General features: G+C 66.3%; 8 protein-coding genes. 5 read left to right on the top strand and 3 right to left on the bottom strand.

Features of this window, described 5'->3' with window-relative positions; all coding sequences use genetic code 11:
• The first annotated feature begins 147 nt into the window (after positions 1-147).
• Entirely contained in the window at positions 148-1,050 is a 903-nt protein-coding gene (locus GGQ87_RS00300) for an ROK family protein (RefSeq protein WP_209282362.1), read from the top strand.
• A gap of 65 nt (positions 1,051-1,115) precedes the next feature.
• Here the strand turns inward: GGQ87_RS00300 and GGQ87_RS00295 are convergent, their stop codons facing one another.
• Both GGQ87_RS00295 and GGQ87_RS00290 read right to left on the bottom strand, forming a co-directional pair.
• Complete coding sequence (locus tag GGQ87_RS00295) at positions 1,116-3,152, bottom strand: response regulator (protein WP_168044744.1); 2,037 nt, start codon at positions 3,150-3,152, stop codon at positions 1,116-1,118.
• Positions 3,152-8,938, bottom strand: coding sequence for a HAMP domain-containing protein (locus GGQ87_RS00290; RefSeq protein WP_168044743.1), 5,787 nt, complete (start codon positions 8,936-8,938; stop codon positions 3,152-3,154). Before GGQ87_RS00290 ends, GGQ87_RS00295 begins: the two co-directional genes overlap by 1 nt.
• Before the next feature lie 245 nt (positions 8,939-9,183).
• On the opposite strand from GGQ87_RS00290, the gene GGQ87_RS00285 reads away from it, so the two are divergent.
• The 3 genes from GGQ87_RS00285 to GGQ87_RS00275 are packed head-to-tail and all read left to right on the top strand — an operon-like array spanning position 9,184 to position 10,102.
• Complete coding sequence (locus tag GGQ87_RS00285; protein WP_168044742.1) at positions 9,184-9,573, top strand: hypothetical protein; 390 nt, start codon at positions 9,184-9,186, stop codon at positions 9,571-9,573.
• Positions 9,570-9,842, top strand: coding sequence for a DUF5985 family protein (locus GGQ87_RS00280; protein WP_168044741.1), 273 nt, complete (start codon positions 9,570-9,572; stop codon positions 9,840-9,842). Before GGQ87_RS00285 ends, GGQ87_RS00280 begins: the two co-directional genes overlap by 4 nt.
• Positions 9,839-10,102 (top strand): DUF5985 family protein, encoded by a 264-nt coding sequence (locus GGQ87_RS00275; protein WP_168044740.1) that lies wholly within the window; start codon positions 9,839-9,841, stop codon positions 10,100-10,102. Before GGQ87_RS00280 ends, GGQ87_RS00275 begins: the two co-directional genes overlap by 4 nt.
• 264 nt (positions 10,103-10,366) lie before the next feature.
• Here the strand turns inward: GGQ87_RS00275 and GGQ87_RS00270 are convergent, their stop codons facing one another.
• Positions 10,367-11,467: a helix-turn-helix transcriptional regulator gene (locus GGQ87_RS00270; RefSeq protein ID WP_168044739.1), complete on the bottom strand. Its 1,101-nt coding sequence runs from the start codon at positions 11,465-11,467 to the stop codon at positions 10,367-10,369.
• Between the two features lie 114 nt (positions 11,468-11,581).
• Here GGQ87_RS00270 and GGQ87_RS00265 point away from each other — a divergent pair, with 114 nt between their 5' ends.
• Complete coding sequence (locus tag GGQ87_RS00265; RefSeq protein ID WP_280644076.1) at positions 11,582-12,235, top strand: outer membrane protein; 654 nt, start codon at positions 11,582-11,584, stop codon at positions 12,233-12,235.
• Positions 12,236-12,335: the final 100 nt, after the last annotated feature.

Here is a 12,335-nt window from a genome sequence, read left to right as displayed (position 1 = left end):
GCGGATCGGCCTGTTCCGGCATTGCGAAACTGCACGACGGCACAGGGTGTGGTGCATTTCCCGGCGTCGGACGCGGCGAGCCTCATGACGGGCTCGATTGTGCTGGTCGATGGCGGCTATAGCTGCTGATGATCGGGGGAAGAGCCTATGACATCGACGCAAGCGCTGGTCGCCGGTGTGGAACTGGGCGGCACCAAGGTGATCTGTACACTCGCCACCGCACCGGACGACGTGCGGGCCGAGGTCAGCATCCGCACCACGACGCCGGCCGAGACGCTGGGCCTCGTCCATGACCAGCTCGCGGATTGGGCGCGCAACGAGCCGATCACCGCCGTCGGCTATGCCAGCTTCGGCCCGATCGAACTCAATCCGGCCTCGCCGGATTACGGGCGGATCGTCAACACCACCAAGCCGGGGTGGAGCGGCGCCGACGTCCTCGCTACGGGACGGGGGTTGGGTCTGCCCCTGGGCTTTGACACCGACGTCAATGGCGCTGCGCTGGCCGAGGGGCGCTGGGGGGCGGCGCGGGGCCTGAGCACCTTCGCCTATATCACCGTCGGCACCGGTGTCGGCGTCGGCTCGATCGTCAACGGCCGCGCGGTGCGTGGCCTCGGGCATTCAGAAGCCGGCCACCTGCGCGTGCCGCGCGTGCCCGGCGCCACCTTCCCCGGCATCTGCAGCTTCCACGGCGACTGCGTCGAGGGCCTTGTGTCGGGCCCCGCCATCGAGGCCGCGGCCGGGCGCCCGGCGGAGGCGCTCGCCGCCGATGATCCCGTCTGGGACGAGGTGGTCCACGGACTGGCCATGCTGGTTCATAACCTCGCGCTGACCCTCGCTCCCGAGCGTGTACTGATCGGCGGCGGCGTCGGCATGGGGCAGGCGCATCTCCTGCCGCGGGTCCGCCGGTCGGTGGTCGAGAGCCTGAACGCCTACGGCGGCAGTCCAGCGATCGCGAGCGGCATCGAGCAATGGATCCAGCACCCTGAACTCAAGGACAGGGCCGGGCCGCTGGGTGCGGTGGCGCTCGCCATCGATGCGCTCGGGGCCTGACGGCTACCTTGCAAGGCTCGGGTCAAGCCAGCCGGTCTGACAGGCGCGCCCCCTTCGCCTTCCGATCATCCCCGTTTCTGTTCGGCCCGCGTCTGTTCGGCAGGCATCGGCTCCATCGTCGACCGGGCGATCACCGCCCTCAGACGTTCGGCCAGAACCGAGTTGCGGTAGGGCTTTTCGATCACCTCGAACTCGTGGACCTCCTTCAGGGAGGACTCGCCGACATAGCCGGACGTGAGGAGAATCCGCAGATCCGGGTTCATCCGCTGGGCCCGACGGGCAAGCTCGATGCCGTTGACGCCGCCCGGCATGACCACATCGGAGAACAGGACGTCGAAGGACGGGTCCGCCTCCAGCCGCGCCAAGGCTCCAGCTGCGTCGGTCGCCACCTCGCAGCGGTAACCCAGCCCGGCGAGCATATCCAGGCAGACGCTGAGGACCGCCGGATCGTCCTCGACGATGAGCACGCGCTCCGATCCGGCGGGAATGGCGGCGGTCGGGCTCACGTTCGCCGCGAGGCCCGGACGGTCTTCCGTGAGAGGCAGCCGCAGGACAAAGGCGGCGCCGCGGCCCGGTTCGCTCTCGATTTCGATCCGCCCGCCCGACTGACTGACGAAGCCGTAGACCTGGGACAGGCCCAGTCCGGAGCCCCGCCCCACCTCCTTGGTCGTGTAGAAAGGTTCGAACACCTTCTCCCGGACTTCCGGGCTCATACCGGAACCGGTGTCCGAGACCACGATCGTTCCGAGCGCGGCGGGTTCGGCCGTCCGTTCAATCCGGATGGTCAGACGCCCCTCATTGGCCATGGCGTCCTTGGCGTTGACCGCCAGATTGAGCAGCGCATTCTCGAGATGGTGCGAATCCACAGAGACGAACACCTCCGTCTCGGACGGCTGAACGTCGAGCACCACGCCCTCTCCAACCGCCTGTTTCAGCAGTGGGGCGAAGGCCCTGACCAGCTGGTTGAGCTCCACCGGCTGGGGGTTGAGTTGCTGGCGGCGGGAGAAGGCGAGGAGCTGACGGGTCAGGGTCTGGCCGCGGTCGGCCGCCGCCCGGATGGCCGATAGCTGACTGTGGGCCTTGGGGTCCTCGATCTTCCGCAGGAGGATGTCGGCATTGCCGAGAACCACGGTCAGGAGGTTGTTGAAGTCGTGCGCCACGCCGCCCGTCAGCTGGCCGACCGCCTCCATCTTGCGCGCCTGGGCCAGTTGTTCCTCGAGTTGACGCCGGTCGGTGATGTCCAGCAGGGTGCCGACGATCTCGCCTTCGGCCCCGTGGTCGCCGGGCACCCAGACCCCCTGATCCAGGAAGCGGCGGTATTCCCCGTCGGCGCACTGCCAGCGGTATTCGCAGGCGTAGGCGCCTGTTTCTGACACCCGCATGAGGCTTTCGATGACTCCACCCACATCATCGGGGTGGATACGGCCCAGCCCGATCTCCGGCTCCTCGATGAATCGGGCCGGACCGAACCCTGTTAGAGGCGTGATGCTGTCGCTCACGAACAGGGCGCCGAAGGGCGGCAGGCCGGTGCGGGAGGTGAAAACCACCGGGAGAGAGCGAAGGATGGAGTCCTGACGTTCGCGCGTCTTGCGCAGGGCGAGTTCAGCCGCGAGGCGCGCTTCCGTGATGGATGCGTTCTCCCGCATCAGCCGATGCCGTTCCTCCGCCTGCCGCCGGATCTGGATCGTCTTGAGATGCAGATCGGTCAGGACCGCGACCTTGGCCCTCAGGATAAAGGGGTCGACCGGCTTGAACACCACATCGACCGCTCCGACCTGATAGGCCTGAAAGATGTGGGTCTCGTCGCGGAACACCGCCGTCACGAAGACGATCGGGGTGTCGCGCGTCCGCGGATGCTCGCGGATCAGCCGGGCCGTCTCGTAGCCATCCATCCCGGGCATATGCAGGTCGAGGAGGATGACCGCGAACTCCTCCTTGAGCAGGCGGCGAAGCGCCTCCTCGCCCGAGCGGGCCACGACCAGATCATGGCCCAGCACCTCCAGCGCTTCAGAGGCGGCGAAGGCGTTGCGCTCATCGTCGTCGACGATCAGGACCCTCGCGCGAAGCGGGGGCGGTGGTTTGCGCGCGCGGGATCCGCCCATCAGACGGCCGCCGGCTCTGCGACCGACAGCCGCTGCGCGTCGGTTCTCTGGATCGACACCCGCATCACCGAGATCAAATAGTCGATGTCGACCGGCTTGGAGACGTAGTCGGACGCGCCTGCCTCAATGCATTTGGACCGGTCGCCCTTCATCGCCTTGGCCGTGACGGCGATGATCGGCAGGTTGGCGTAGCGGGCCATGGAGCGGATCTCCCTCATGGTCTCGTAGCCGTCCATGTCGGGCATCATGATGTCGACGAGAACGATGTCGACCTCCGGGTGCTGAGCCAGCAGGTCCAGACCCGCCCGCCCGCTTTCGGCGTAGTGCAGACCGACGCCGAACTCCTCGAGGGCGCTGGCCATCGAGAAGATGTTGCGGATGTCGTCATCGATCACAAGCGCTGTCCGGCCGCTCAGGATCGCGTCCTGACGGCGGGTGGCGGCGAGGGTCGACCGTGCGGTCTCGGAGAGTTGGTCGACGGGCTCGTGCAGCAGGATGGTGGCCTGTTCCAGCAGTTGTTCGGGCGTCCGGGCGAGTCGGGCCTCGCCCGAGAACACGGAGAGGCGAAGCCGGCGCTCGTCCGCAGGATCGAGTCCGTTGCCCGCATAGATGACAGCGGGGCGCGCCAGGTTCTTCAGGGTGCGGACGATGTCTTCCACCGGCGCGGCCGCGGTGTCGAAGATCACGCTGTCCGCGGGCTTCACCTTCGCCTTGGACAGGCCGCCGAGCCCCTCGATCCGGGTGACCTGGCCGAACGCGCCCTTCAGCGCGGTCGCGGCGTCGCTGTGCGGCCCGACGAAGACCAGCCGACGGCTCGGTGCGGCGACGAAGTCCCGCACCTGGTCGAGGCTGGCGATGACCTCGTCGCGTTCGACGGGCTTGGCCGTGAAGCCGAAGGCGCCGATGGCGAGGCCCAATCCCGCCTGGTCGTCCGCCGAAATCACGTGCACTGGAATGTGCCGGGTCTCCGGCGTGCGTTTCAGCAGGTCCAGCAGGGCCAGTCCGTCCATGTCCGGCAGGCCCACGTCCAGCAGGATGGCCTGGGGCGCGTAGCGGCGGGCGAGGGAGGCCGCGGCCGTTCCTTCGCGCGTGATGACCCCCTTGAAGCCGCAGTCGCGGACGAGGGCCAACAGTATGCCGCCGAACCGCGGATCGTCCTCGACGATGAGGATGACGGCGTCGCCTTGGGCGATCTCGTCGCGGTCGTCCGCGACCGTCTCCACGACATCGACCTCCTCCTCGAGCGGCTGGGTGCGGACCACCACCGTCTTGATCGAAGGGTCGGCGGCGACGGCGGCCTTGGCGGCGCTGAAGTGCAACGGAAGATACAGGGTGAAGGTCGAGCCGCGATCCGGTTCGCTGTCGACGCGCAGCTCTCCCCCGAGGGTCCGGGTGATCTCCCGGCTGATCGACAGACCGAGGCCGGTGCCGCCGTATTTGCGGCTGGTGGTGCCGTCGGCCTGCTGGAAGGCCTCGAAGATGATTCTCTGCTTTTCCTCGGGAATGCCGATGCCGCTGTCCCGCACCGAGAAGGCCACGACCTGCCCGGCCTTGGACAGGGTCTCGTTGCCGGGGCTCCAGCCCGCGTCGGCCCGGGCGACCCTGAACTCCACGCCTCCCGCGGCGGTGAACTTGAAGGCGTTGGACAGCAGGTTCTTGATGACCTGCTGCAGGCGTTTGTCGTCCGTGTAGATCGAGGCCGGGAGGGCGGGATCCAGGTCGATCCTGAAGTCGAGCCGCTTGTCCTGGGCGATCTGGGCGAAGGTCCGCTCCATCTGGTCGCGCAGGGACGAGAAGCTCGTTTCGCCAACGTCGAGGGTGACGGTGCCGGACTCGATCTTCGACAGGTCGAGAATGTCGTTGATCAGGCCCAGCAGGTCCGAGCCGGCGGCGTGGATGTTCTTGGCGAACTCCACCTGCTTGCCGGTCAGGTTCCCCTGCGTGTTCTCGCTCAGCATCTTTGACAGGATCAGCAGGCTGTTCAGCGGCGTGCGCAGCTCGTGGCTCATATTGGCCAGGAACTCGGACTTGTATTTCGACGTCAGGGCCAGCTGCTCCGCCTTTTCCTCCAGGGCGAAGCGGGCCTGTTCGACCTCGATATTTTTGGCCTCGACCTGCTTGTTCTGGGCCGAGAGAAGCACCGCCTTGTCCTCCAGCTCGGCGTTCGACTGCTGCAGTTCCTCCTGCTTGGCGCGGAGCAATTCCTCGGACTGGCGCAGGCTGGCCGCCTGCTGCTCGAGGCGGTCGTTGGTCGTCTTCAGCTCCTCCTGCTGGGCCTGGAGTTCGGCGGTCAGCAGCTGGGACTGGGTCAGAAGGCCTTCGGTGCGCATGTTGGCGGCGATGGTGCTGAGCACGATGCCGACCGATTCCATCAGCTGGCTGAGGAACGACTGGTGGGTCTCGGAGAACTCTCCGAAGGTCGCCAGCTCGATGACCGCCTTGACCTCGCCCTCGAATAGCGCCGGCAGGATGATGACGTTCAGCGGCGCCGCGCCGCCCAGACCTGAACCGATCTGGACGTAGTCCTTCGGCACATTGGTCAGGAGGATGCGCTCCTTCTCCTTGGCGCACTGGCCGATCAGGCTCTGGCCCAGACGGAAGGTCGGCGACAGCTGCTCCCGCTCGGTCGAGGCGTAGGCGGCCGCCAGCACCAGCACCGGCACGTCCTCGGGGTCCTTGTCCGCGACGTAGAAGACGCCGTGCTGGGCGTTGATCAGCGGCGCCAGCTCCGACAGCACCATGTTCGACACCGTGGCCAGGTCGCGCTCGCCCTGCAGCATCCGGGTGAAGCGGGCCAGGTTGGTCTTCAGCCAGTCCTGCTCGGTGTTCTTCAGGGTCTGATCCTTCAGGTTCCGGATCATCTCGTTGATGTTGTCCTTCAGCGCCGCGACCTCGCCGGAGGCCTCGACGGTGATGGATCGGGTCAGGTCGCCCTTGGTCACGGCGGTGGAGACCTCGGCGATGGCGCGGACCTGGGTGGTCAGGTTGCCGGCCAGCTGGTTCACGTTGTCGGTCAGGTCGCGCCACAGGCCGGCGGCGCCGGGCACCCGCGCCTGACCGCCGAGCTTGCCTTCAGAGCCCACCTCGCGCGCCACGTTGGTGACCTGGTCGGCGAAGATGGCCAGGGTCTCGATCATGCCGTTGATAGTGTCGGCCAGAGAGGCGATCTCGCCCTTGGCGTCGAGGGTCAGCTTGCGCTTCAGATCGCCGTTGGCGACGGCGGTGACGACGTCGGCGATGCCGCGGACCTGACCGGTCAGGTTGGCCGCCATCATGTTCACGTTGTCGGTCAGATCTTCCCAGGCGCCCGTCACACCCGGAACCTGCGCCTGACCACCCAGCTTGCCCTCCGTGCCGACCTCCTTGGCCACGCGGGTCACTTCCGAGGCGAAGGCGTTGAGCTGGTCCACCATGACGTTGATGGTGTTCTTCAGCTCGAGGATCTCGCCCTTCACGTCGACGGTGATCTTCTTCGACAGGTCGCCCTTGGCCACCGCGGTGGTCACCTCGGCGATGTTGCGGACCTGACCGGTCAGGTTGCCGGCCATGAAGTTCACGTTGTCGGTCAGGTCTTTCCAGGTGCCGGTGACGCCCTTCACCTGCGCCTGACCGCCCAGCTTCCCTTCGGTGCCGACCTCCCGCGCCACACGGGTCACTTCCGAGGCGAAGGCGTTCAGCTGGTCCACCATGGTGTTGATGGTCGATTTCAGCTCAAGGATTTCGCCCTTCACGTCCACGGTGATCTTCTTGGACAGGTCGCCGTTGGCGACGGCGGTGGTCACCTCGGCGATGTTCCGGACCTGACCCGTCAGGTTGTCGGCCATGGAGTTGACGTTGTCGGTCAGGTCCTTCCAGGCGCCGGTCACGCCGGTCACCTGCGCCTGCCCGCCCAGCTTGCCCTCAGTGCCGACTTCACGAGCCACCCGGGTGACTTCGGAGGCGAAGGCGTTGAGCTGGTCCACCATGACGTTGATGGTCGATTTCAGCTCGAGGATTTCGCCCTTCACGTCGACGGTGATCTTCTTGGACAGGTCGCCGTTGGCCACGGCGGTGGTCACCTCGGCGATGTTCCGCACCTGGCCGGTCAGGTTGCCGGCCATGAAGTTCACGTTGTCGGTCAGATCCTTCCAGGCGCCGCCGACGCCCTTCACATTGGCCTGACCGCCCAGCTTGCCTTCGGTGCCCACTTCGCGGGCCACGCGCGACACTTCCGAGGCGAACGAGTTCAGCTGGTCCACCATGACGTTGATGGTCGATTTCAGCTCGAGGATTTCGCCCTTCACGTCGACGGTGATCTTCTTCGACAGATCGCCGTTGGCCACGGCGGTGGTGACCTCGGCGATTTCCCGCACCTGACCCGTCAGGTTGGCGGCCATCGAGTTGACGTTGTCGGTCAGGTCCTTCCACGCCCCGGTCACGCCTTCGACCTGGGCCTGACCGCCGAGCTTGCCGTCGGTGCCGACCTCCTTGGCCACCCGGGTCACTTCCGAGGCGAAGGCGTTCAGCTGGTCCACCATGACGTTGATGGTGTCCTTCAGCTCCAGCACCTCGCCGCGCACCTGCACGGTGATCTTCTTGGACAGGTCGCCCTTGGCCACGGCGGTGGTCACCTCGGCGATGTTGCGGACCTGGCCGGTCAGGTTGTCGGCCATCAGGTTGACGTTGTCGGTCAGATCCTTCCAGGTGCCGCCGACCCCTTCCACGCGGGCCTGGCCGCCCAGCTTGCCCTCGGTGCCGACCTCCCGCGCCACGCGCGTCACTTCCGAGGCGAAGGCGTTCAGCTGGTCCACCATGGTGTTGATGGTGACCTTGAGCTCGAGGATTTCGCCCTTCACGTCGACGGTGATCTTCTTGGACAGGTCGCCCTTGGCCACGGCGGTGGTCACCTCGGCGATGTTCCGCACCTGACTGGTCAGGTTGGCGGCCATGAAGTTCACGTTGTCGGTCAGGTCCTTCCAGGTGCCGGTCACGCCCTTCACCTGGGCCTGCCCGCCCAGCTTGCCCTCCGTGCCGACCTCGCGCGCCATCCGGGTCACTTCGGAGGCGAAGGCGTTCAGCTGGTCCACCATGGTGTTGATGGTGTTCTTCAGCTCCAGCACCTCGCCCTTCACGTCCACGGTGATCTTGCGGCTGAGGTCGCCGTTGGCGACGGCGGTGGTCACTTCGGCGATGTTCCGGACCTGACCGGTCAGGTTGGCGGCCATGAAGTTCACGTTGTCGGTCAGGTCCTTCCAGGCGCCGGCCACGCCCTTCACATTGGCCTGTCCGCCCAGCTTGCCCTCGGTGCCGACTTCGCGGGCCACGCGCGTCACTTCCGAGGCGAAGGAGCCGAGCTGGCCCACCATAGTGTTCACCACCCGGCCGATGCGCAGGAACTCGCCCCGCAGCGGCTGCTCCTCGTTCTCCAGATCCATGGTCTGGCTCAGATCGCCCTTGGCGACGGCGCCGATCACGCGCGCCATTTCCGCCGTCGGGTGCACCATGTCGGTGATCAGGGTGTTGACCGCCTCGATGCTGTCGGCCCAGGCGCCGGTGGCGGCGGGCATCCGGGCGCGGGCGTTGATCTTGCCCTGCCGGCCCACGGCCTCGCCGAGCCGGCTGAACTCGCGGCTCATGCGGTCGTTCAGCTCCACCACGTCGTTGAAGGCCTCGGCGATCTCGGCGTCGGTTCCATCCAGATCGCTGGGCAGGCGGACGGAAAAGTCGCCGCGTCTGAAGGCCCTTAGCGCCGCCAGTAGCTGGCGATTGTCGAGAGTGGTGTCGGGAACAATTTCAGCGAGCGACATTTAGCACCATCAGCGGACTGGACGGCGATCCGGACTGGCGGACATGACGCGGACAGGCGGGCGCGATGGATCATCGAGCCTCGATCTTCCGTCAGCGCATGCCAATTCCCCCCGAACCAACCTCGCTAAATGATCGGGCGGCGGGATCGGTTCCGGCCGTTCGCGAAAACTCCCAAGTTGCCAAGCGGGGCTGAGCCGGTAGTTTGCCGCGCCATGCAGCCGCTCCAAGATCCCGGCCGGCAGCCGTGACCGGCGAGGGCTCGCCCCTCGCGCCGGGGCTCCGCAGCTTCGTCGAAAGCGCCTTCCCTTCCGTGTGGGCGCTCGAGACCTTTCTCGCCCTCAAGCGCGATCCGGAGGCGGTCTGGAGCGTCGATGGCCTCGTCCGCGAGCTTCGCGCCAGCACGGCCCTGGTCGGCGATTGCCTGGAGCGGCTCGATCGGGCCGGGCTGATCGTCTCCGTCGAAGGCGGACACCGGTACGGGCCGGCATCGGCCGCCCTGTCGGCCCTCGCCGACGATCTTCAGTCGACCTATGCCGAAAGGCCCTTCACCGTCACGAGCGTGATAACCTCGCGCCGTCCGGATCCGCTCAAGGGCTTCGCCGATTCGTTCCGCCTGGGGGGGTGGAAGCCATGAACCTGCTGCCGCCCGCGTTGATCTACTCCCTGTGCCTGCTGACGAGCGGCATCTGCGCCCTGCTGCTGATCCGCTCCTGGCGGCGGTCCCGCCAGCCGCTCCTGCTCTGGAGCGCGGGATGTTTCAGTCTCCTCGCGCTCAATAACCTCGCCGTTGTGATGGACATGGTGATCCTGCCGGACGTCGATTTCTCGATCGCACGGCAGGCGACCGCGCTCTGCGCCGTCGCGGTGCTGCTCTACGGGTTCATCTGGGAGGTTGATCGATGAGCCCGACCGGCGTCGCCACCGGCGCGATCATCATGGGCTACGCGGTGGCCGCCCTGTTCTTCCTGAAGTTCTGGAGGCGCACCGGCGACCGGCTGTTCCTTGCCTTTGCCGCAGCCTTCCTCCTTCTCGCCGCGACGCCGCTGCTGACCCTCGCACTCGACATACCGCGTGAGGAGCAGAGCCCGTTCTATCTTCTCAGGGCCAGCGCCTTCGTCATCATCATCGTGGCGATCATCACCAAGTCGCGCCGCCGCTCGTGAGGCCCGAAGGCGACCGGCCTCACGTCATGGGGCGCGATCGTACGCGGGAGGTCACATATTTGCAGAGACTCGTGCCCGCAGAAGCCGGGCGGACCGATGTTTCGGAAAGGCGTGGCGTTGCGGTCAGTCCAACGCTAGGTCGTCTCCAATCGGGCGAGCTATCGAAGGAGCGGAACGAGTTGGTCGAGCGGGCCGTGAGCCACGCCAGGCATGCCGCGGTACCTATGGATAAGTCCGGGCTGACGGGGCCATCGCCCCTTGACCTCACATCCGCGAAACGATCGCCGCTACCAATGCCATCTGGTTCCGACACGCAGACTTCTCGAAGATGCGGCGGATATGCGTGCGTACAGTACCGACGGCGACGCCCTGCTTTGCGGCAATCTCAGTCGCGGTAATGCCGGCGGCAAGGAGTCCCGCAACGGCGGCCTCGGCCCGCGTCAGGCCGAACAGGCTCGCAGCCACGGCCGCGGCTCTATGCTCTACAGCCCGGGGTGGGCGCGCCACCACGAGAACGCCGGCTTCGAAATCAAACCCGTTCCGGGAGGGCAGGGGCAGGACTTCCAAGGGGTAGGCAATGCCGCAGGCGTCCTGCGCCAAGACCGTGCCCGCCGGACTGTCTGCGATGTTTCTGACGGCGCGTGCGCGGTCGATCGCCGCTCCCAGCGCATTCACCGTCACGTCCCGAACGGACAGTCTTCCATCCTTCAGCCTGAGGTCTCCAACGGTGATCAGCCGTTCAGCGGGAGCCGACATCGCGCGCAGTCGGCCCGCCCGATCGAGTATGAACACGGCCTGTTCGGCCTGCTCGAAGCCCACAGCAGTCAGGTCCATCGCCCGGCCTTCGGCGGCCATGCTCACCCTTACCGCCCCGGCGACATGACGTGCGGCCGACTGGAGCAACATCTTCTGGTCGGCGGGCATGTCACCGGCGCGAGCGGTGCGAAGCATGCTCAAACCCAGTGTCACCTCGGGTGACCGCTGCAGGATCGTGATCTGGGCAAAGGGGATGTCCAGGCGCTCTACGACGTCGCGATAAGCCGGGCTCCGCCTGAAGTCGCCCTCCCTGTCGAAATGTGACTCGTCCAGCAGTTGAAGCACCGGCGCGCGCATGCCGACGCGGACGCGCGAGCTGACCGCGGGGTCATGCCCGTTCGCGGCCGTGAATCCCTGCATTTCTTCGGCCGAAATCTCAGTGATGACTTGGAAAGAGGTGCGGCCAAGGCCGATGAGTTCGCCCGCTTTCGAACCCGTGGCGTCCGCGAGCGCCTTCATGGCGTCGCTCCATTCACACAGGCCCAAGGCGGCGCCTTGGAGCGCTTCCGTCACAGCAAAGACGCGGTCATCGAAGGAAACGCCGCTCAAGCCGATCTCCAAACCTCTCGATGGCCCGCCTCTACAATCTTGTAGACGACGAGTTTCCTTACACGCGGGACGCACAGCGTTACGCGAACTCGCGTAAAAGAAAAGGAATGGGGAATGAAAACGTCAATCCTGCTTTGCGGCGTCGCCGCAACGGTCCTCGGCATGGCCGGCTCGGCTTCGGCCCAGAACTATTTCCAAGCCAATCTGGGCGCGACGGTCAGTTCGTCGACGGACCTGTCGGGGTCGCTGGTCGATGGGCCAGATAACCTGACAGCCGATGAGGAGTTCGACATCGATCGCGGACTGTTCGTGAGCGGTGCGTTCGGCCGCGACAACGGGATGATGCGGTTCGAGGGGGAGGTCCTGTACTCGAACGGCGACCTTGAAGACACGATCGTGACCGACGGCGCCGACACCTACGACCTGGGGGAGGTGTCGGTCAGCCAAGCGGCAGTGATGTTGAACGTGCTGTTCGACCTCGGCTCCAGCGAGCGCTTCCAGCCCTACATCGGGGCCGGTGTCGGCTATGGCGCCACACGTTTCGAAGCGCCGGACCTCGACGAGGACGAAGTCGGCACCGGCGTCGCCTGGCAGGTCAAGGCCGGCGTGACGATCAAGGCTTCCGAGACCATGTCCTGGGACATCGGGTATCGCTATTTCCGGGGCGCAGACTTTGACGCCGCCTACAGCGAGCCCGGCTTCGCCTACGAACTTGAAGCTGAAACGACGTCGCACGCGGTGACGGTCGGCGCCCGATTCTCGTTCTGAGGGCCGCTGACGGCAGTTGAGCCCCGCCGCCTTCCCATCTTGCGCGTCGGCGCTGGGGTGGGAAGAGCGGCGGGGGACTTGGGGTAAGTCTCCAAGGCCA

The organism is Brevundimonas alba, assembly GCF_011927945.1.
In the GTDB taxonomy this organism is placed as follows: Bacteria; Pseudomonadota; Alphaproteobacteria; order Caulobacterales; family Caulobacteraceae; genus Brevundimonas; species Brevundimonas alba.
Note: the sequence above shows the minus strand (reverse complement) of the source record. Positions and strands in the feature narration are given on the sequence as shown.

What these genes read in the sequence shown, in the direction of transcription:
- GGQ87_RS00265 (WP_280644076.1), top strand. Translation starts at nt 11,582, where the DNA reads ATGAAAACGTCAATCCTGCTTTGCGGCGTCGCCGCAACGGTCCTCGGC.
- GGQ87_RS00280 (WP_168044741.1), top strand. Translation starts at nt 9,570, where the DNA reads ATGAACCTGCTGCCGCCCGCGTTGATCTACTCCCTGTGCCTGCTGACG.
- GGQ87_RS00300 (WP_209282362.1), top strand. Translation starts at nt 148, where the DNA reads ATGACATCGACGCAAGCGCTGGTCGCCGGTGTGGAACTGGGCGGCACC.
- GGQ87_RS00290 (WP_168044743.1), bottom strand. Translation starts at nt 8,938, where the DNA reads ATGTCGCTCGCTGAAATTGTTCCCGACACCACTCTCGACAATCGCCAG.
- GGQ87_RS00275 (WP_168044740.1), top strand. Translation starts at nt 9,839, where the DNA reads ATGAGCCCGACCGGCGTCGCCACCGGCGCGATCATCATGGGCTACGCG.
- GGQ87_RS00295 (WP_168044744.1), bottom strand. Translation starts at nt 3,152, where the DNA reads ATGGGCGGATCCCGCGCGCGCAAACCACCGCCCCCGCTTCGCGCGAGG.